The organism is Streptomyces sp. NPDC001709 (assembly GCF_053596375.1).
This window is the reverse complement of the sequence record NZ_JBSFGB010000032.1, coordinates 84966-105418: the sequence shown is the minus strand read 5'-3', so window position 1 is coordinate 105418 and position 20453 is coordinate 84966. Positions and strand designations below refer to the sequence as shown.

The following is a 20453-nucleotide window of genomic DNA, read 5'->3' as shown; positions in this document are numbered from 1 at the left end:
AGTGGAGCTGGCGATACACACGGAAGGACTGCGCAAGCGCTACGGCGACCACGAGGCGCTGCGCGGCGTCGACCTCGCGGTCCCGGCCGGCACCGTGCTCGGCGTGCTGGGACCCAACGGCGCGGGCAAGACCACGACCGTCCGCATCCTCGCGACCCTGCTCGAACCCGACGCGGGCACCGCCCGGGTCGCCGGGTACGACGTGGTGCGCGAGCGCCGGCAGGTGCAGCGGGCCATCGGCCTCACCGGCCAGTACGCGGCCGTCGACGAGCAGCTCACCGGCGCCGAGAACCTGCGCATGATCGGCATGCTGCAGCGGCTCAGCCGCGCCGCGGCCAGGCAGCGGGCGGCCGAACTGCTGGACCGGTTCGACCTGTCCGACGCGGCCGGCCGGCCCGCCAGGACGTACTCGGGCGGCATGCGCCGCCGGCTGGACCTGGCGGCCAGTCTGGTCGCCCGGCCGTCCGTGCTCTTCCTGGACGAGCCGACCACCGGACTCGACCCGGCCAGCAGGCTCGGCCTGTGGGCGATGATCCGCGAGGAGGTCGCGGCCGGGGTCACCGTGCTGCTCACCACCCAGTACCTGGAGGAGGCCGACGAACTGGCCGACCGGATCGTGGTCGTGGACTCGGGCCGGGTGATCGCCGAAGGCACCTCCGACGAGCTGAAGCGCAGGGTCGGCGGGGAGCGCCTGGAGGTGGCGCTCACCGACCCGGCCCAGCGGCCCGTCGCCGCCGCCGCGCTCAGCCGGGCCGTGGGCGCGGTGCCGTTCGGCGACGAGGCCGGCCGGGTGCTGTCCGTGCCGGTGGACAGGACGCTGCACGACATCGCCGAGGCGGCGGTGGCACTCAGGACCGCCGGGGTGACGGTGACGGACTTCGCGGTCCGCCGCCCCTCCCTCGACGACGTCTTCCTCAGCCTCACCGGACACACCGGCGCGCAGGACCACAGCGAGGATCGGCACAAGGAGAGGACCGCGGTATGAGCGCACTGGCGGAAACCGCCCCCCGCGACGGGCTGCTGACGGGCCTGAACGACGGCCTGATCTGCCTGGAACGGCATCTGCGGCACCTGCGGCGGGCCCCGGGCCGGCTGGTCAACGCGGTCCTGCTGCCGATGATCTTCGTCCTGCTCTTCGGCGTGCTCTTCGGCAGCGTCATCGAGGTGCCGCACGGCGACTACGCCGAGTTCATCATGGCCGGCATCTTCGTGCAGGGCGTCATGAGCGCCGTACCCGGCACGGCGGTCGGCGCCGTCGAGGACCTGCGGGGCGGGCTCGTCGACCGGTTCCGCTCGCTGCCCATGTCGGGTGCGGCCGTGCTGATCGGCCGCACCCTCGGCGACACCGTGCTGCGCGCGCTCAGCTGCCTCGCCATGGCCGCCGTCGGCCTCGGCATCGGCTGGCGCACCCACGAAAACGCGCCAAAAGTGCTCGCCGGCTTCGGCATCCTGCTGCTCTTCGGCTTCACGATGGCCTGGCTGGGCGCGCTCATCGGGCTCTCGCTCGGTGACCCGGCGACCGCCTCGTCCGTGCCGTCGCTGCTGCTGATGCCCGTGCTGTTCCTGTCCAACGCCTTCATCCCGCTCACCGGACTGCCGCACTGGCTGGCCGTGGCGGCCGAATGGAATCCGCTGAGCTCCGTGGTCGGCGCCTGCCGCGCGCTGTGGGGCAACCCGGCGGCGACCGCCCGCCACTCCTTCCCGAACGACCATCCCGTCGTCCTCAGCCTGGCCTGGATGGCGCTGATCCTCGCGGTCGTCGCCCCTTGGGCCGTCCGCACGTTCCGTACCGCCGTCGCTCGTTGAGCGTCGCCCACCGAGGGGACCATCCCATGACCGACACCGTCGCCGAACGCCCGACACATGCCGCCGCCCCCGCCGAACCGCTCTCCTATGGCACGTACCTGGAGGTCCCCGAACTCCTGACGCTCCAGCGCCCGCGCACCGACGCCCATGACGAGATGCTGTTCATCATCACCCACCAGGCCTTCGAGCTCTGGTTCTCCTGCGCGCTGCACGAGCTGGAGAACGTGCGCGAAGCGCTGCAGAACGAGCGGTTCGGGCCGGCCCGCCGGGGCTTGCGCCGGCTGAACCGGATGGGTGCGCTGTGGCTCGGCCACCTCGACGTGCTCGCCACCATGACACCCGCCGGCTTCAACGAGTTCCGCGGCGCGCTGGGGGAGTCCAGCGGCTTCCAGTCCGTGCAGTTCCGCGAGCTGGAGATGATCTCCGGGCTGCGCGACCGCCGTTACCTGAACCTGCCCGGCGCCACCGTCGCCGAGCGGGAGCGGCTGCTCGGCCGCTTCCACGAACCCAGCCTCAACGACGTGTTCACCCAGGTCCTGCGGCGCCGCGGACTCACCCCCGAGGAGCTCTTCGTCCCCGGCCGGCCGCACGAGGAGCTGCGGGACACCGCCGAGGACCTCCTGGAGTACGACGCCCTCTTCCACCACTGGCGTTACCAGCACTGGCTGCTGGTCGTCCGCGCGCTGGGCACCCGCCCCGGCAGCGGCGGCAGTTCGGGCTCGGAGTTCCTGCGCTCCACCCTGGACAAGTGGTTCTTCCCCGAACTGCACGCGGCCCGCAGTCACGTTCACGCCACACCTGGCGAACAGCGGGACACCGGGTCCGGCGGCGAGACAGTCTACGGCTGCCCGATGGGGTATGGATCCGAGCTGTCCGCCTGACCCGGCATCCGACGGGACCACCGGCCACCGCGATTGGAACGTCATGGAAAACACGCCCGCCGCCGCCCACCGTACCTTCGCCCGCGTCACCGAGCGGGCCCGCCACATCCCGCCCGCGACGGCGCGGCAGCGCGGAACGGCCTTCACCGCATGCGTGTGGATGGTCGTGTTCGCGGCGTTCCACAGCTACTGGGCGCTGGGCGGCACCTTCGGGCTGCCGCCGGGTGAATCCCTGGTCGACAACAAGCCGTTGTTCGTCATCGACCTGATCGCCATTCCGATGAACCTGGGCGGGGCCGCCCTCGCGCTCGCCCTGGTGCAGCCCTGGGGACTGTTCTTCCCGCGCCGCCTGGTGCTCTTCGGGGCCTGGGGCTGCGCGCTGCTGATGGTCGGCCATGCCGCGCCGTCGATGGTGGACCTGGCCGTCTTCCTCACCGGTCAGCGCGGCAAGCCGCTGACCGGCGAGGACCGGTTCAGCGTCCTGGTGTACGAGCCCTACTGGATGCTCGGCGGCCTGCTGTTCACCGTCATGGCCCTGGCCTTCCAGCGGCGCACCCGGCAGCGGGCCGCGGCCCGGGAAGGGAGCGAGTGACATGGACGAGCGGGCAGAGGAGCAGGCAGACGGACAGGCAGACGCGCAGGCGGACGGGCGGGCACTGGACCGGCTGCTGCCCCGCTGGGACCACCGGGAGGAGCACTCGATCGCGGTGCGCGCCTCCCGCGCCCGGGTGCTGCGCGCGGTCGACGAGACCCGGTGGCGGGACGTCCCCCTCTTCCACGCGCTGATGCTGGCCGGCTCCCTCGGCACCCGCCGGGACAAGGCCGACGAGGCCTTCCTGGCCTCCATGACGGACGGCGGCTTCACCGAACTGCACCGGGACGAAAGCCAGTTGGTGGTCGGCGCGGTCGTCGCCATGGTGGCGCCCAAGGGGCCCGCCCGGCTGGCCGAGCCGGTCGCGGACGTCTTCGCCGGCTTCGACCGGCCCGGCCACTACAAGGTCGCCTTCGACTTCCGCGTCGGCGAGGGACGGCTGACCACCGAGACGCGGGTGCTCAGCACCGACGAGGCGGCCCGGCGCCGGTTCGCCCGCTACTGGATGCTCATCCGCCTGCCCAGCGGCGTCATCCGCCGCGAGTGGCTGCACGGCATCCGCAAGCGCGCCGAGGCGCCGCCCGGCGCCCACCCACCGAACCCCGAACCCGTGAACCGACAGTGAGAGCGGACATGACTGCGACCGAGACCGTCCCGGCCACCCACGGCGACCTGGACGCCGTGGACCTCACCGACCCGCGCACCTTCGTCACCTCGACCCCCGGCGACCTGCACGACCTCTGGCAGCGTTTCCGGACCGAGCGCCCGGTCCACCACCACCGGCCCACCGAGGGCCGGCCCGGCTTCTGGGCGCTCACCCGCTACGCCGATGTGCTGGCCGTCTACAAGGACAACGACAGGTTCACCTCCGAGCGCGGCAATGTGCTCGCCACCCTGCTGCAGGGCGGCGACTCGGCGGCCGGGAAGATGCTCGCCGTCACCGACGGGAGGCGCCACCGCGCCATCCGCAACCTGATGCTCAGGTCGTTCTCGCCGCGGGCCCTCGGCCATGTCGTCGAGCAGGTGCGCATCCGCACCCGGGACCTGCTCGCCCAGGTGCTGGACCGCGACGGCTTCGACTACGCGGAGGCCATCGCCGAGCACATCCCGATGGGCACCATCTGCGATCTGATGGCCGTGCCCCCGCAGGACCGCCAGCCGCTGCTCGACTGGAACAAGCAGGTGCTGAGCGCGGACAGCAGCGACGGCACGGCCGACGACGCCTGGCTCGCCCGCAACGAGATCCTCCTCTACTTCTCCGACCTGGCGCGCAGCCGCCGCAGGAACCCCGGCGACGACGTGATCAGCGCCCTGGCCACCGGTGAGATCGACGGCAGGCCGCTGACCGAGGAGGAGATCGTCCTCAACTGCTACAGCCTCATCATCGGCGGCGACGAGTCCAGCCGGATGGCGTCCATCGGCGCCGTCCTCGGCTTCATCGAACACCCCGGGCAATGGCGGGCGTTCAAGGCCGGCGAGACCGGCGTGGACAGCGCCACCGAGGAGGTGCTGCGCTGGACCACACCGGCGATGCACTTCGGCCGCCGGGCCCTGGTCGACGTGGAGATCGACGGCCGCACCATACCGGCGGGCGACGTCGTCACGCTGTGGAACAGCTCCGCCAACTTCGACGACGGCGTCTTCGCCGACCCGCGCCGCTACGATCTGGGCCGTACCCCCAACAAGCACGTGACCTTCGGTTTCGGGCCCCACTTCTGCCTCGGCGCGTTCCTCGGCCGCGAGGAACTCAAGGCGCTCCTCGCGGCTCTGCGCGACATGGTCTCCACCGTGGAGTCCCGCGGCCCCGCCCAGCGGGTGTACTCCAACTTCCTGTACGGCTACAGCAGCCTGCCGGTGGCGTTCACGGCCGCCTGAGCCGGGGCCGACCGAGCCGGCGGCTCCCCGGGGCTTCAGGGCCCGGGGAGCCGCCGCTGGGAGCGGAAGACGGTGAACACCACGCGGATGACCAGCACGGAGCTGACCACCAGCACGTTGTAGCCGAGCAGTTGGTAGAGGGTGAGCGAGGGGCTGAGCCGGGGGCCGTTGCGGGTGCCGAGCAGCAGCACCCCGACCAGTGCGGTGATCCCGCCCAGGAACGCCAGCAGCACATCGTGCACGAGGGACCGTACGAAACGGCGGTCGCGCTCGTCCGCGAGCAGCCTGACCTGCACCCCCAGCCGCCCGTGCTCCAGCGAGTTGGTGATCCGCTCGATCCGGCGCGGCAGCCGGCGCAGCATCGGCGCCAGCGCGAGCGTCTCCTCCGCCAGCACCCGGCCGACGGACTGCGGAGTCAGCTTGCGCTCCAGCTGGTTCGCGGCGAAGGCGCGTGCCTCGGCGACGATGTCGAAACCGGGGACCAGCTGTTCCATGGCCCCCTCCAGGGTCGCCAGGGCCCGGAAGGTCGCGGCGATCTCCGGGGGCACGGTCAGCCCGTGCCGGGCGACCAGCAGGAACAGGTCGGCGAACATCTCCCGGTCGGGCCGCACCCCGGGCGTGAGGTGGCGGGCCATGAACCGGCCCAGCGCACGCTCCAGACGCATCTCGTCGATGTCCTCGCGGCGGTCGACCAGTTCGAGGAGGGCGTCGGCGAGCGCGACCGGGTCGCTGCGGTGGATGGCCAGCAGCAGATTGCCCAGCGCCGCCCGCAGCACCCGGTCGATACGGCCCACCGAGCCGAAGTCCAGCAGGCCGAGCTTGCCGTCGTCGAGCAGCATGATGTTGCCGGGATGCGGATCGGCGTGGAACACCCCGCCGATCATGATCTGCTCCAGCACGCACTCCAGGAGCTGCCGGGCCAGCTCGGTCCGGTCCAGGCCGCGTTCGGTGATGATCGAGCCCGCCGCGTTGAGCGGGGTGCCGGTGAGCCACTCCAGCACCAGCACCCGCCGGCCGCACAACTCCTCGTGCAGGAGCGGCATCCGGACCGTGGAGACCATGCCGGGGCGGTCCGCCGCGGCCCGGATCGTGGCCATGTTGCGGGCCTCGATACGGAAGTCCAGCTCCTCGTTGAGCGAGGCGGCGAAGCCCTCAGCGAGCTCCACCGCGCCCATGTCCCGGCCCCAGGCGGTGTGTTCCTCGAACTTGCGGCTCATCCGGAACAGGATGTCCAGGTCCCGGTCGACCACGGCACGGGCGCCGGGCCGCTGCACCTTGACCACCACCTCCTCGCCGGTGGCCAGCCGGGCCCGGTGCACCTGGGCGATGGAGCCCGCGGCGAGCGGCTCGGGGTCGAACTCGGCGAACACCGCCTCCGGTTGCCGGCCCAGCTCGTCGGTCAGCACCTGCCGCACCTGCTCCCAGGGCTCGGCCGCCACCTGGTGCTGCAGCTTGGTGAGTTCCGTGACGAACTCGGCCGGCAGCATGTCGTAGCGGGTGGACAGGACCTGGCCGAGCTTGACGAAGGTGGCCCCGGCCTCCTCCAGGGCCAGCCGCAGCCGGACCGCCAACTGCCCGCGCTCCAGGGCCGCTTCCGGACCGCCGCGGCCCCGGCCGCGCAGCGCACTGCCCAGCCCGTGGCGCATCGCGATCCGGCTCAGCTGCCCGTACCGGCGGGTGCGGGCCACCCGCCGGCGTACCGCCTGCGGCCAGCGCACCATCCCGGACAGCGAACCGGAGGGCACCACCGCCTCGGACAGCGCGAGGAAGCCCACCGCGACCAGCACCGTCAGCCCGATCTGCACCGAGACCAGCGCCCCGCGGCGGGCCTCGCCCATCGCCGCGCCGATCAGACCGCTCGCCCCCATGGCCACCAGACCGGTGAGGGCGGCGCGCACCTTGCCGATTCTCAGTCCGAGCAGGCGCCGCGCCCCGATCGACAGCAGGGCCACGGTGAGGACCAGGGTGACGGCGGCGATGAACAGGAAAAGGGTGAGCTCCATCAGACATGCGCCGTCCGGTCCCCCCCACCCCTCGGGCGGCGGGGACCGGACGGCGCCCTCCTCTCGCACGGATCACATGGGTCACACGAGCGTGCGCTCGTCGTCCGGGACGGGTGCCGGCGCCGGGACGGCGGCCACCCGGTGCCCCGGCCACCAGGCGCGGCGGCCGAGCAGTGTCGTCAGGGCGGGCACCAGCAGCATCGCCATCACGAAGGCGGACAGCAGGATGCCGAACGCCACCGCGAAGCCCATCTGCTGGAGCATGGAGTTCTCGGCGAGCATCAGCACGCCGAAGGTGCCGGCCAGGATCACCGAGGCCGCGCCGATGGTCGGCACACACCGGGCCACCGCCCGGGCGGCGGCCTCCCGGGGAGTACGGCCCTGCTCGATCTCCTCGCGCAGCCGGGCGACCATGAGGATGTTGTAGTCGGTGCCGATCGCCACCACGAAGAGATAGACGATCACCGGCAGTGTGAACAGCAGCCCGTTCTTGCCCTGGCTGTTCTGGAACAGCCAGACGGTGGCACCGAGCGTGGCGCCGAAGCCGAGCGCGACCGAGACCATCAGGTACACCGGGGCGACCACACTGCGCAGCAGCAGGCCGAGGATGAGCATGATGGCGACGCCCGCGGCCGGGAACACCACCTTGTAGTCGTGGTCGACCGCGTGCTCGATGTCGGCGAGCACCGCCGTGGTGCCGCCGACCAGCGCCTTCGACCCCGCGGGCGCGGTCCGGTGGGCGGCGTCCCGCAGCGGTCCGGAGACCAGCTCGATGGCCTTCTCCCCGGTGGGCTTGTCGTCCAGCACCACGCTGTACTGGGCGACCCGGCCGTCACCCGAGAGCACGGCGGGGGAGACCTGGCCCACCCCGTCCACCTTGGCCAGCGCGGCGCCGTAGGCGTCCAGTTGCGCCTTGGTCAGCGTGCCGCCGCCGTCCTTCTCCAGGTACACGGTGGTCGGGTCGGTCTCGCCGGCCGGGAACCCGCGCTGCAGGTCCTTCATGGCCCGCACGGACTCCAGGTGCTGGGGGAGGGAGCTGGTGGTGTCGAACTCCGCGCGGAAACCGAGCACTCCGGTGGCCAGCACCAGCAGCACCCCGCCGGTGACGGCCGCGACGGCCGCGGGGCGCCGCTCGGCGAGCCTGCCGATCCGGCCGGCCAGGACGTTCTTCGGCTGCTTGCGCCAGGACTTGGACGGCCAGTACGCCTTGGTGCCGAGCAGTGAGAACACGGCGGGCACCAGGGTCAGACCGGCGAGCAGGGCGACCGCGACCGAGATCGCGAGCGAGGGGCCCATCGTGCGGAGCATGCCCATGGTGGACAGCAGCAGCGCCATGAAGGCGACGATGACCGCCCCGGCCGCCGACGCGATGGTCTCACCGACCAGCGTGACCGCGGTGATCATGGCCTGCTTGGGTGCCTGCCCGGAACGCAGCTGCTCACGGTGGCGGAAGAGCAGGAAGAGGATGTAGTCGGTGCCCACGCCGAACAGGACCACGATCAGGATCGCCGAGATGGAACTGTCGGCCTTGAGACCGCCCAGCTCCGCCGCCGTCGCGATCAAGCCGGTGGCGACCATGAAGGCCACCCCGATGATCAGCACCGGGAGCACGGCGATGAGCGGGCTGCGGAAGATGAGCAGCAGCAGGACGACGATGAGCACCAGCGTGGCCGACATGATCATGGAGTCGGTGTCGCCCGACGCCTTCTTGGAGTCCAGCGCGCTGGCCGCCTGCCCGGTGATGCCGAGCCGCAGACCGGTGCCGCCGAGCAGCGGCTTGGCCTTGTCGCGCAGCTTGTCCACCGAGTCCATCAGCCCCGGGTCGTAGGGGTCCTTGACGGTGGCGACGACACTGGCCAGAGCTATCTGCCGGTTGGGCGAGACGGCCTGCGCGTTGGTCTCGATCCGCTTGATGTGGTCGATGCCGAGGCCCTGCAGACGTGAGGTGATCTCGGCGACCTCGGCCTGGTCCCGGGCGGTCAGCTTCCCGCCGTCGGCGCGCTGGAACACCGCGAGGGCCGCCGGCTGTTCGTGCCGGGGGAACGCGCGCTCCTGCACCTTGCCGGCCTGCACCGACTCGTAGTGCGAGGGCAGGAAGTCGGCCTGGTCGCCGGTGGACTTCAGTTGCGGGGCGAGCACGGCCAGTGCCACCGCCGCCACGATCCAGGCCGAGATGGTCAGCCAGGGCCGGAGGACGGCGGCCCGTCCGATCCGTCCGAACATGAGACTCCTTCGTGAGCAGGTGCACGGCACGGGCCGCCCGGCCTGCCCGGCTGGGCGGCGCGGGCGCCCGAAACGGCTCGTGCGGTGGGGGATTTCGGCGAGTGTAGGAAGCGCGGACCCCCCTCATGCCGGTTCGTGGCAGCTTGCTGCCACCGTCAGGCGCAGCCGTGCCGCCAGTTCCAGCCGACGAAGGTGTGCCGCAGCTCGACGTCGAAACGGCAGGAGGCGGTGCCGTCGGCGCCCAGGTCGACGTACGAGTGGTGGCTGTTGGCGTACCAGTTCCCGGTCACGTCGAAGATGCCCCGGTAGCTGAAGTCGGCGTGTGCCTCGGTGTGGGAGACGGCGCAGTCCGCGGTGCAGTCGGCCCCGTGGCCGCTCGACGCCGGCGACCAGCCGGCGTTCCACGGCTCGCGGTTGTACTGCTCGGTGGCGTCGGCGGCGGCGCTGACGACCCGGCCGCCGCCGGTGGTCCAGTCGGCGGTCGTGTACAGGCCGGTCATCCGGATGCCGCAGCAGTCGTACATCTCGTTCCAGCCGGAGACATGATGCGTGCCGTCCGCCGCGGGGGCGGCCGTGGCCCGGTGCGCCGGCGCGGCCTGGGCCACCCGGCCCACCGGCACCAGCCGCACCGCGCCGAGCCGCGCCCGGCAGTCCGCGCCGATCGAGACGTCCTGCTGCACCGCAAGGCCCGCGGGCGGGACGGGCAGCGAACCCGTCAGCCGCAGCGCGCCACAGGAACGGGCGGCGGGCCGGGCGCCGTCCCCGGCGGCCAGGGCGGCGGGTGCGGCGGTGGTGAGCACAGTGGCGGCGAGCACCACACAGAGAGCGAATCGGGTACGCAATTCCCGTCCTTTTCCACGGAGTTCGATCGAGCCGGAGTTCGACGCGGCTTTCGGGAAGGGAACTTAACGCCGGGGCCGGGATTCCGGGCCGGTCACCCCGTAAATGGCAGGAAGCTGACGTTCCGGGTTTCCCGGCGCGCCCCCCTGGTGGCTGGCACCTTCATGTCAGCGCAGTTGAGACCCCATGGGACCGGTACGGACAGTGGTCGTCCGCAGGTGCGAGATCGGCACTGCTCCACCACGTATCGGAAGGGTCTGGCGATGAATGTGCGACACGCCGACGGGACCGCGTCGGAACTTCGCGCCGAACCTCCTTTGGAAACCGGCCCGCTCGACCGGCTCGCCCTCGACGATCCCGGCCTCCGGGCCCGGCTGCGGGAATCCCTGGAAGGTGTCGAGAAATGGCTCCTCGCCCTGGCGCAGGACGCCGGTGATCCCCGTGTGGGCGCGCTCACCGGATATCTCGCCGAGGCCGGCGGCAAACGGATGCGGCCCCTGCTGGTGCTGCTCGGCGCCGAGTTCGGCGAACCGTGGCGGGACGGGATCACCCAGGCGGCCGTCATCGCCGAACTCGTGCACATCGCCTCCCTGTACCACGACGACGTCATGGACGGCGCCCCCACCCGGCACGGCGTGCCCAGCGCCCACGCCCGCTTCGGTGAACGGGCCGCGGTGCTGGGCGGCGACTGGCTGCTCGCCCGCGCCGCCCAACTGGCCGCACAGCTCGGCCCCGAGGCCGTACAGCTCAACGCCCGTACGGCGGGCCGCCTGGTGGCCGGCCAGCTGCGCGAACTGACCGGCCCCGCCCCCGGCGAGGACCCGGTCACCCACTACTTCCAGGTGCTCGCGGGCAAGACCGCGGCCCTGCTCGCGATGTCGCTGGGCATCGGCGCCCTCCAGTCCGGCGCGCCCGCCGCGGCCGTGACCGCGCTGACCGAGTACGGCGAACACCTCGGCGTCGCCTTCCAGATCGCCGACGACCTGCTCGACCTGCGGTCCCCGGCCGACGTCAGCGGCAAGGAGCGCGGCACCGACCTGGTGGCCGGGGTGCCCACCCTGCCGGTGCTGCTGGTCCTGGAGAGCACCGACCCGGCCGACGCCGAGCTGCGCGCCCTGCTCGCGGCGGGCCCCGTCCCCGCGGGCAGCGCGCGACGCGCCCTGGACCTCTTCGCCCGCTCGCCCGCCCTCGCCGAGACCGAAGCCGTGCTGCGCCGCCGCCTGGACCGGGCCCGCGCGGCCCTCGACGCACTGCCCGCGCTGCCCGCGCGGCGCGCACTGCTCGCCCTGTGCGACTACGTCGCCCACCGAACCAGCTGAACCGGCAAGGGAGTCGGCCATGACGATGCAGGAGCGGATCGCCGAACTCGACCGCGTCCGCCGCGAGGTCCTCGACGGCGCGCCGGCCGCGACCGAGGCGCAGCACGCCAAGGGCAAGCTGACGGCGCGGGAGCGGATCGAGCTGCTCGTGGACCCGGGGTCCTTCCAGGAGGTCGAGCAGCTGCGCCGGCACCGTGCGCAGGGCTTCGGTCTGGAGGCGAAGAAGCCGTACACCGACGGTGTGATCACGGGCTGGGGCACGGTGGAGGGCCGTACGGTCTTCGTGTACGCGCATGACTTCCGGATCTTCGGTGGTGCGCTGGGCGAGGCCCATGCCACGAAGATCCACAAGATCATGGACATGGCCATCGCGGCCGGTGCGCCGCTGGTCTCGCTGAACGACGGCGCGGGCGCCCGTATCCAGGAGGGTGTGAGCGCGCTCGCGGGCTATGGCGGGATCTTCCAGCGCAACACCAAGGCGTCCGGGGTGATCCCGCAGATCTCCGTGATGCTGGGCCCGTGCGCGGGCGGCGCGGCCTACTCGCCGGCGCTGACGGACTTCGTGTTCATGGTCCGCGAGACCTCGCAGATGTTCATCACGGGCCCGGACGTGGTCAAGGCGGTCACCGGCGAGGAGATCACCCAGAACGGCCTCGGCGGCGCCGATGTGCACGCCGAGACGAGCGGTGTGTGTCACTTCGCGTACGACGACGAGGAGACCTGCATCGCCGAGGTGCGGTACCTCCTCTCACTGCTCCCGCAGAACAACCGCGAGGCACCACCCGCCGCCGCGGCCACGGACCCCGCCGACCGACGCTGCGAACGGCTGCGCGCGCTGGTGCCGCTCGACGGCAGCCGCCCCTACGACATGCGCGAGGTGATCGCCGAAGTCGTCGACGACGGCGAGCACATGGAGGTCCACGAACGCTGGGCCACCAGCGTGATCACCACCCTCGCCCGGCTCGGCGGCCAGGTCGTCGGCATCGTCGCGAGCCAGCCCAGCTCCCTCGCCGGTGTCCTCGACATCCACTCCTCCGAAAAGGCCGCCCGCTTCGTGCAGCTCTGCGACGCCTTCTCGATCCCGCTGGTCACCCTCGTCGACGTCCCCGGGTTCCTGCCGGGCGTCGACCAGGAGCACGGCGGAATCATCCGCCACGGCGCGAAGCTGCTGTACGCCTACTGCAACGCGACCGTGCCGAGGATTTCGCTGATCCTGCGCAAGGCGTACGGCGGCGCGTACATCGTCATGGACTCGCGGTCCATCGGCGCCGACCTCTCCCTGGCCTGGCCCGCCAACGAGATCGCCGTCATGGGGGCCGAGGGCGCGGCGAACGTCGTCTTCCGCCGTCAGATCGCCGGGGCGGAGGATCCCGACGCGATGCGGCAGCAGCTCGTCAAGGAGTACAAGGCCGAGCTGATGCACCCGTACTACGCGGCCGAACGCGGCCTCGTCGACGACGTCATCGACCCCGCCGATACCCGCTCCACGCTGATCGCCGCCCTGGTGATGCTGCGCACCAAGCACGCCGGCCTGCCCACCCGCAAACACGGCAACCCCCCGATGTGAGGAGGCCCTCATGACCCGCACGTCCCCGGCCCCACCCACGACGCGCGAAGAGCGGCCCGGTCCCGCCCCCGAAGGCCCACCCGATGCCGCCTCGGCGACATCCGCGATTCTGGGGGCGCCGCTCGCTCCCGTACACGATGGGCCGGTCAGCCCTGCCCCCGCTGCCCCTGCGCTCGTTGGGCCGCTGGGCCGCGGGCTCGATGGGCCGCTAGGCCCCGGGCTGGCAGGGCCGCTTGCCCCCACCTTGGAGGCGCCGCTCGACCCTGCCTCGGCCGCCCCCGCGCTCGACGGGCCGCTGGCCCCCGCGCTGGAAGGGTCGCTAGCGCCTGTGCTCGGTGGGTCGGTCAGCCCCGCTCCCGCTGCCCCTGCGCTCGATGGGCCGATGGGCCCCGGGCTGGCAGGGCCGCTTGCTCCCACCTTCGAGGCGCCACTCGCCCCCGCCCCGGCCGCCCCCGCGCTCGACGGGTCGCTCGCCCCCGCCCCCGAGGCGTGCCTCGGCTCTGCCCCGGCTGCCCTCACCCCTGAGGCGCCACTCGGCCCCGCCTCGGCCGCCCCCGCGCTCGATGAGCCGCTAGCCCCCGCCCCCGAGGCGCGCCTCGGCTCCGCCCCGGCCGCCCTCACCCCTGAGGCCCCACTCGGCCCCGCCTCGGCCGCCCCCGCGCTCGACGGGCCGCTCGCCCCCACTCCCGAGGCGTGCCTCGGCTCTGCCCCGGCCGCCCTCACCCCCCAGGCGCCCCTCGGCCCTGCCTCGGCCGCCCCCGCGCTTGATGAGCCGCTAGCCCCCACGCTCGACGGGCCGCTCGCCCCCACCCCCGAGGCGCGCCTCGCCTCCGCCCCAGCCGCCCCCACCCCCGGGGCGTCCCTCGGCCCCGCCCCGGCCGCCTCCGCCCTCGAAGGGCCGCTCGGGCCCGCCCTGTTCCGGGTCATCGGGGGGAACCCCACGCCCGAGGAGGTCGCCGCTGTCGCCGCGCTGCTCACCGCGCTCGCCGCGGCCCCCGCCGAAGCCGCCGGCCGGGAGCCGGTGCCCGCCCGCTGGCACCGCCCCGCGGCCACGCCGCCGGCGTCCTGGCGGGCCCGCGCCTGATCAGGTCCGTACTGGCAGCTTGCTGCCGCCCGCGTTGCGGCCCCGTGCGGCGCCTTGTTACTCAGACAGAAAGCGGCGAAACGGGCCGTACGGTGCGGCTGCGGCCGGAGTTCGGGAGGCAGCGGTGCTTCAGGTGGTGTTCCGGATCCTGGGGCCGCTGGACATCAGCGCCGAGGGACGGCCCATGACCCTGCAGGGCGGCCGCCAGCGCACCATCATGTCGATGCTGCTGCTCGCCCCCGGCCGGGTCGTCTCCGTCGACACCCTCGCCGACGCCGTCTGGCACGGCGAACCGCCCGCCACCGCGCGCAACCAGATCGCCATCTGCGTCTCGGCACTGCGCAAGTCCCTCAAGACCGCGTTCGGCGTCGACGGCGTCCTCGTCACCAGCCACCCCGGCTACATGCTCTTCGCCGGCGAACACCGCATCGACGCCGTCGAGTTCGAGGAACGGGCCGCCGAGGGGCAGGCCGCCGCCCGCCGGGGCGACCTGGAGGAGGCACGCGCCCACTTCGAGGAGGCCCTCGCCATGTGGCGCGGGCCCGCCCTGGCGGGTGTCACCGCCGAGCGCGTGGAGGCCGAGGCGACCCGGCTGACCGAGCTGCGCCTCGACGTGTACGAGCAGCTCACCGCCGTACGCCTGGAACTCGGCCAGCACGGCGAACTCAGCGCCGAACTCGCCCGGTTCGTACGCGACAACCCGCTGCGCGAACAGGCCGTCGCCCAGCTGATGCTGGCCCAGTACCGGTGCGGCCGGCGCGCGGAGGCCCTGGAGACGTACCGGGAGGCCCAGCGGCTGTTCGCCGAGGAGCTCGGCATCGACCCCGGCCCGGCCCTCAGGGAACTGCACGAGGAGGTACTCGCCGACTCCCCGGGACTGCTCGCGCCCCCGGAACAGGTCACCCTCGCACCGGCCACGATCGTGCCCGCCCATCTGCCGCCCGCCCCGGCCTCGTTCACCGGACGCCGGGACGAACTCGCCACCCTCGACCGGCTCCTGGACCACCTCGACGGGGCGGCCCTGCCGGTCGGCTCCATCACCGGCACCGGAGGCGTGGGCAAGACCGCGCTCGCCGTCCACTGGTCCCACCAGGTGGCCGCCCGCTTCCCGGACGGCCAGCTCTTCGCCGACCTGCGCGGGTACGACGAGGAGGAGGCACCGCGCAAACCGAGTGCCGTCCTCGACCGCTTCCTGCGCGCCCTCGGGGTGCCGGGCCCGCAGATCCCCGCCGACCAGGTCGAGCGCACCGCGCTGTTCCGCAGCGTCCTGGGCGGGCGGCGGGTGCTGATCGTCCTCGACAACGCCCGCTCGTTCGCGCAGATACGCCCGCTGCTGCCCGGCACCTCCCGCGCCTGCGTCCTGGTCACCAGCCGCGACAGCATGGGCGGCGCCCTGGCCGGCGACTACGCCTTCGTCCCCCTCCAGCTGGGCTCCCTCGCCCAGGACGAGTCGATCACCCTGCTCTCCCGGGTCGCGGGCGACGACCGCTGCGCGGCCGACCCGGTCGGCGCGGCCCGGCTGAGCGAGCTGTGCGACCGGCTGCCGCTGGCGCTGCGGATCGCCGCCGCCCGGCTCGCCGCCAAACCCCACTGGACGGTACGGACCCTGCTGTCCCGCCTGGAGGACCAGCACCGCAGACTCGACGAACTCAGCATCGACTCCCGCGGCGTGCGCGCCGGCCTCAGGCTCAGCTACCGCGGCCTGCCCGCCGGCACCGCCCGGATGTTCCGGCTGCTCGGCGTGCTCAGCGTGCCCGAGTTCTCCGCGTGGACCGGCGCTGCCCTGCTCGACCTCGACCTCGTCGACGCCGAGGACCTCATCGAGCAGCTCGTCGACGCCCAGCTGCTCGAACCCGTCAGCGTCGGCGTCGGCCACGTCCGCTACCGCTTCCAGGACCTGCTGCGGCTGTTCGCCCGCGAACGCGCCCTGGAGGAGGACCCCGACGCCGAGCGCTGCGCCGCCGTGCGTCGCGTCAGCGGCACCTGGCTCGCCCTCGCCCGCGAGGCCCACCGCCGGATGTACGGCGGTGACTACACGGTCGTCCACGGTCCGGCACCGCTGCGGGAGCTGCCCGCCCACCTCGTGGACAGCCTGCTGGAGGATCCCATGGCCTGGTTCGAGACCGAGCGGCTCGCCCTCACCGCGCTCGTCGACCAGCTGTCCCGCGAGGACGAGTCCGCCCACGCCTGGGACCTGGCCGTCACCGCGGTCACCCTGTTCCAGAACCGCAACTACCTGGAGGACTGGCGGGACTGCGCCGAGAGTGCCCTGGCCGCCGCCCGGCGCACCGGCGACCGGCTGGGCGAGGCGGCGCTGCTGCAGTCCCTGGGCACCCTGGAGATCATCCAGTGGGACTTCGACTCCGCCCATGAACGGCTGCTGCCCGCCCTGCGCCTGTTCGAGGAACTGGACCGGCACCAGGGCCGCGCCCTCGTGCTGCGCAACCTCGCGCTGTGCGCACGCCACCGCTCGGATCTGGACGGCGCCCTCGAACTGGGCCGGGCCGCCCTGGAGATCTTCCGCGAGGTCGGTGACCACTACGCGGAGGCCCATGTGCTGGGCCTGCTCGCGCAGATGGAACTGGAGCGGGGCGACGCACAGGCCAGCCTGCTGCTGTCGTCGGAGGCGGTGGCCAAGAGCCGGGGGCTCGGCGTGGCCCGCGGCGAGGCGCAGAGCACCGTACGGCTGGCCGACGCACTCATTCAGCAAGGGGACGGGGAACGGGCCGAGGCGGCGTGCCGGCGCGCCCTGGAGCTGGTGCTCGACAGCGGCGACCGGCGGGGCGAGGCGCATGTGCTGCGCGCGCTGGGGGAGGCACTGTGGTGCCAGGACCGGCTCGCGGAGGCGGAGACGGTGTTGCGGGACGCGATCGAGGCCGCCGACCAGGTGCCGGACCGGTACGTCCAGGCACGGGCGGCCGTCCTGCTCGGCTGTGTGCTGATGCTGCGCGCGGACCGGGCCGGTGCCGCGGCGAGTCTGCGCAGCGCGGGGGAACTCTTCGCCGATGTCGGCGTACGGCAGTGGCGGGACCGAGTGGACCGCCTGCTGGCGGCGCTCGCGCAGGACGAACCGGCCGACGCCGGCCTGCTGTTCGCCCTCGCCCGCCCCTGACCGGCCGCGGCGCCGGCCCGCCGGTCACGTCCACGGGTCGTCGCGCAGCGGGGCGGCGGAGGCGAGCGTGGTGGAGGCGGGAGAGGCGGGGGCGGGGGAGGCGGGGGCGGACGTCCAGGGATCGTCACGCTGCACGACCTTCCGGGTCAGCGTCCAGGGATCGTCCGCGGCCCGCACCGACGTCCACCGGTCGTCCGCCCGGACGCCGGCCGGCGCGTGACCGGCGAGGGGGCTCAGGTCGTGCGTGGCGCCGAGCGTGCCGACCGCGGCGAGAAGCAGCACGGCACCGGCCGCGAGCCGGCCCACCGGAGCGGTCGCGGCGGCCTTGCGGGCGGTGTGGAAGATGCGGTTCACGGGGTCCTCCTGGGGGTGGTGTCCGGCGGTCCGGGGCACTGCCCGGCCTGACACCGAGAACGCTACGGAGCCGCCTTTTTACGCCGCTTTCAAAGCTGTTTCGCGGCCTCGAAATCGACCCGACAATGATGAAAAACCGCAGGTCAGTAGCTTTTCGCGGCAGACGGCCCGGGACCGCAGCGGGCCCGCGCAGCCGCGGAGGCCCGCGATGGAATTCAGGATTCTCGGCCCCGTGTCCGCCGAACGCGACGGGCACCCCGTACCGCTCGACGGCGCCAAGCAGCGGGCCACTCTCGCCGTGCTGCTGCTCGCGCAGGGCGGGCTCGTCACGGACGAGCGGCTGACCACCCTGCTCTGGGGCTGGGACCCGCCCGCCACGAGCACCCGCCAGCTCTACACCTATGTGTCCCGGCTGCGCACCCGGCTCGGCCCCGGGACCCACCTGACCCGGCGCGGCAGCGGCTACCGGATGGACCTGGCCGGGGCCACCCTCGACTGGCACACCTTCCGCGAACTCGCCGACGCGGGCCGGGACCACCTGCGCGCCGGGCGCTTCGCCGACGCCGAGCGCAGCCTCGCCGAGGCGCTCGGGCTCTGGCACGGGCCGGCCCTCGGCGATGTCACCGAGCAGCTCGCCCAGGCCGAGGGGCCGCGCCTGGAGGAGGCCCGGCTCGCCGCGCTCGAGGAGCACACCGAGGCGGCACTCGCCCTCGGCCGCCACGACGACCTGGTCCCCGCCCTCACCGGTCACGTCCGCAGCCACCCGCTGCGCGAGCGCCTGCGCGGCCAGCTGATGACCGCCCTGCACCGCGGCGGCCGCCAGGCGGACGCCCTGTCCGTCTACGACGAAGGCCGCCGCCTCCTCACCACCGACCTGGGCATCGACCCCGGCCCCGCCCTGCGCACCCTCCACCAACAGATCCTCACCGGCACGGTCCCCCATCCCGAGGCCCCGGAACGCCCCACCACCCACATCACCGCACCCCCGGCGCCCGCCACGGCGGCACCGGGGGAAACGCCGACGGCCGAGCCGACACCCGGGCCGGACGCTGCGGTTGGGTCCGGGGTCGGGCTGGCGGTGGCGGCCGGGTCGGGGGTCGGGCTGGGGGTGGCGGCCGGGTGGGGGGTCGGGCTGGGGGTGGCGGCCGGGTCCGGGCTGCGGTCGGCGGCTGGGTCCGAAGTCCAGCTGGGGACGGGCACGTTGGTCGAGCCTGGGGCGGTCGGGGCGGGACCCGGCGCGGCTGCCGCTGCGAGCCGGGCGGTCGCTGGGGGAGCGCCGGCGTCGGCGGCGTCCGGCCCCGCCGCGACGCCCGCCGGCGACACGAGGGCCTGCCCACCGGCGCCGGCCACCGCGCACGCGGCGACGCCGGCCCGGATGTACCCGGCACCCGGGTCCACCATGCCGACCGCCGACGGAACGACGGCGCCCCCGACCACCGAGGCCATCCGGCCAATGGCGGCCACGGCCACCGATTACACGGCCACAAGGGCCCTTCATTACCCGGAGGCCCGGGGCGTCCCGGACCCGCCTGCTGTGGCCCCTCATGACCCGGTGGCTCCGCCCGTCCCGCAGCCGAGTGCCACAGCCATCACGCGCCCGGCCAGCACGGTCCCCCACCCCCCGGCCGCCCCCCACCCCCCGACCACCACACCCCCCGGTACACCCGCCCGTGTCATCCCCGCTCTCCTTCCCGCGCCGCCGGTCGACTTCGTGGGTCGGGGCGCGGAAGTGCGGGAGGTGATCGACGCGTTGCGGGGGCGGTACGACGTCGTTGTCGCGGGGGCGCCCGGGACCGGGACGTCGGCGTTGGCGTTGCGGGTCGGTGACGTGTGCCGTGGGGAGTTTCCCGACGGGCAGTTGTACGCGGATCTGCGCACCGGTGACGGCGGTCGGCGCGAGGCCCGCGAGGTGCTGGGCTGGTTCCTGCGGGCGCTCGGGGCCGACGGCGACCGGCTGCCCGAGGGCGTCGACGACCGGGCGCGGCTCTTCCGCGCACTGGTCGCGGACCGGCGCATGCTGATCGTTCTGGACAACGCCGCGGACGACACCCAGGTACGGCCGCTGCTGCCCGGCGGCGGCCCCAGCCGCACCGTCGTCACCGGCACCCACCCCACGCTCGCCTCGCTGGGCGCGGTGCGGCTGGTCCGGCTCGGCCCCATGGCCCCGGCCGAGGCGGCCGAACTCCTCGCGTCGGTGGCGGGCGCCGAACGCCTCGCCGCGGAACCCGAAGCGACCCTGCGCGTGGCCGAGTTCTGCGACCGGCTGCCGCTCGCGCTGCGGATCGCCGGCGTCCGGCTCGTCACGCGCCCGCACTGGCCGGTCGCCCGCCTCGCCGACCGCCTCGCGCCCGAGGAGCATCGCCTCGACGAACTGCGGATCGGCGCCCTCGACCTCGGCACCGCACTGCGCACCGCGCTGCACGCGCTCACCCCCGCCGCCGCCGAGGCGCTCGGCGTGCTCGCGGCGACCGGTCCCTCCCGGCTGACCGCCCGGGACGCCGCCGCGCTGCTGGACCTCACCCCGAGGCACGCGGAGGACCTGCTGGAAGAGCTCACCGACGCCCGGCTGCTGACGGCGTCGCCGAACGGGGACGAGGCCGGCAGCACGCACCACGGCGAGCCCTGTTACCGGCTGATGCCGCTGGTACGGCTGTACGCGCTGCAACACTGCCCGACCGCGACCCGGCACCGCCCGCACGACCGGCACACCGCCGCCGCCTGAACCAGCGCTCCGCTCCGCCCTTTCCCTCCCGGCCCGGTGGCCGGCCCACCCCTCCGACGGGCCGGCCACCGGGCT

General features: G+C 73.6%; 15 protein-coding genes. 11 read left to right on the top strand and 4 right to left on the bottom strand.

The window, feature by feature from the left end:
- Position 1: 1 nt before the first annotated feature.
- Genes ACWC0C_RS35810 through ACWC0C_RS35785 form a run of 6 tightly spaced genes read left to right on the top strand, consistent with a single transcriptional unit; the run spans position 2 to position 5154 of the window.
- Positions 2-985 carry an ATP-binding cassette domain-containing protein gene (locus tag ACWC0C_RS35810; protein ID WP_450868428.1) on the top strand — a complete coding sequence of 328 codons (984 nt, stop codon included), beginning with the start codon at positions 2-4 and terminating at the stop codon, positions 983-985.
- On the top strand, positions 982-1806 hold the full coding sequence (locus tag ACWC0C_RS35805; protein WP_450868427.1) for an ABC transporter permease: 825 nt from the start codon (positions 982-984) through the stop codon (positions 1804-1806). Before ACWC0C_RS35810 ends, ACWC0C_RS35805 begins: the two co-directional genes overlap by 4 nt.
- A gap of 26 nt (positions 1807-1832) precedes the next feature.
- Positions 1833-2687: a tryptophan 2,3-dioxygenase family protein gene (locus ACWC0C_RS35800; RefSeq protein ID WP_449202013.1), complete on the top strand. Its 855-nt coding sequence runs from the start codon at positions 1833-1835 to the stop codon at positions 2685-2687.
- Positions 2688-2730: 43 nt separating this feature from the next.
- Complete coding sequence (locus tag ACWC0C_RS35795; protein ID WP_450868425.1) at positions 2731-3279, top strand: DUF3995 domain-containing protein; 549 nt, start codon at positions 2731-2733, stop codon at positions 3277-3279.
- A 1-nt stretch (position 3280) separates the two neighbouring features.
- Positions 3281-3904, top strand: coding sequence for a hypothetical protein (locus ACWC0C_RS35790; RefSeq protein ID WP_450868423.1), 624 nt, complete (start codon positions 3281-3283; stop codon positions 3902-3904).
- 8 nt (positions 3905-3912) lie between these two features.
- Complete coding sequence (locus ACWC0C_RS35785; RefSeq protein ID WP_450868421.1) at positions 3913-5154, top strand: cytochrome P450; 1242 nt, start codon at positions 3913-3915, stop codon at positions 5152-5154.
- 35 nt (positions 5155-5189) lie between these two features.
- Here the strand turns inward: ACWC0C_RS35785 and ACWC0C_RS35780 are convergent, their stop codons facing one another.
- From ACWC0C_RS35780 to ACWC0C_RS35770, 3 genes are all read right to left on the bottom strand, one after another.
- On the bottom strand, positions 5190-7157 hold the full coding sequence (locus ACWC0C_RS35780) for an ABC1 kinase family protein (protein WP_450868419.1): 1968 nt from the start codon (positions 7155-7157) through the stop codon (positions 5190-5192).
- Positions 7158-7238: 81 nt separating this feature from the next.
- A complete protein-coding gene (locus ACWC0C_RS35775; RefSeq protein ID WP_450868417.1) occupies positions 7239-9380 on the bottom strand; it encodes an MMPL family transporter in 2142 nt (713 codons plus the stop codon).
- 155 nt (positions 9381-9535) lie between these two features.
- Positions 9536-10222 carry a hypothetical protein gene (locus ACWC0C_RS35770; RefSeq protein ID WP_450868415.1) on the bottom strand — a complete coding sequence of 229 codons (687 nt, stop codon included), beginning with the start codon at positions 10220-10222 and terminating at the stop codon, positions 9536-9538.
- Between the two features lie 261 nt (positions 10223-10483).
- Between ACWC0C_RS35770 and ACWC0C_RS35765 the strand changes: the two genes are divergently transcribed.
- The 4 genes from ACWC0C_RS35765 (at position 10484) to ACWC0C_RS35750 (ending at position 17302) form a co-directional block, all read left to right on the top strand.
- A complete protein-coding gene (locus ACWC0C_RS35765) occupies positions 10484-11539 on the top strand; it encodes a polyprenyl synthetase family protein (protein WP_450868413.1) in 1056 nt (351 codons plus the stop codon).
- A 19-nt stretch (positions 11540-11558) separates the two neighbouring features.
- Entirely contained in the window at positions 11559-13106 is a 1548-nt protein-coding gene (locus ACWC0C_RS35760; RefSeq protein ID WP_450868412.1) for an acyl-CoA carboxylase subunit beta, read from the top strand.
- Between the two features lie 382 nt (positions 13107-13488).
- On the top strand, positions 13489-14190 hold the full coding sequence (locus tag ACWC0C_RS35755) for an acyl-CoA carboxylase epsilon subunit (protein WP_450868410.1): 702 nt from the start codon (positions 13489-13491) through the stop codon (positions 14188-14190).
- Positions 14191-14314: 124 nt separating this feature from the next.
- Positions 14315-17302 (top strand): BTAD domain-containing putative transcriptional regulator, encoded by a 2988-nt coding sequence (locus ACWC0C_RS35750; protein ID WP_450868408.1) that lies wholly within the window; start codon positions 14315-14317, stop codon positions 17300-17302.
- 24 nt (positions 17303-17326) lie between these two features.
- Here the strand turns inward: ACWC0C_RS35750 and ACWC0C_RS35745 are convergent, their stop codons facing one another.
- Entirely contained in the window at positions 17327-17656 is a 330-nt protein-coding gene (locus ACWC0C_RS35745; RefSeq protein WP_449197880.1) for a hypothetical protein, read from the bottom strand.
- 208 nt (positions 17657-17864) lie between these two features.
- On the opposite strand from ACWC0C_RS35745, the gene ACWC0C_RS35740 reads away from it, so the two are divergent.
- Complete coding sequence (locus tag ACWC0C_RS35740; RefSeq protein ID WP_450868405.1) at positions 17865-20378, top strand: BTAD domain-containing putative transcriptional regulator; 2514 nt, start codon at positions 17865-17867, stop codon at positions 20376-20378.
- Positions 20379-20453 lie beyond the last annotated feature (75 nt).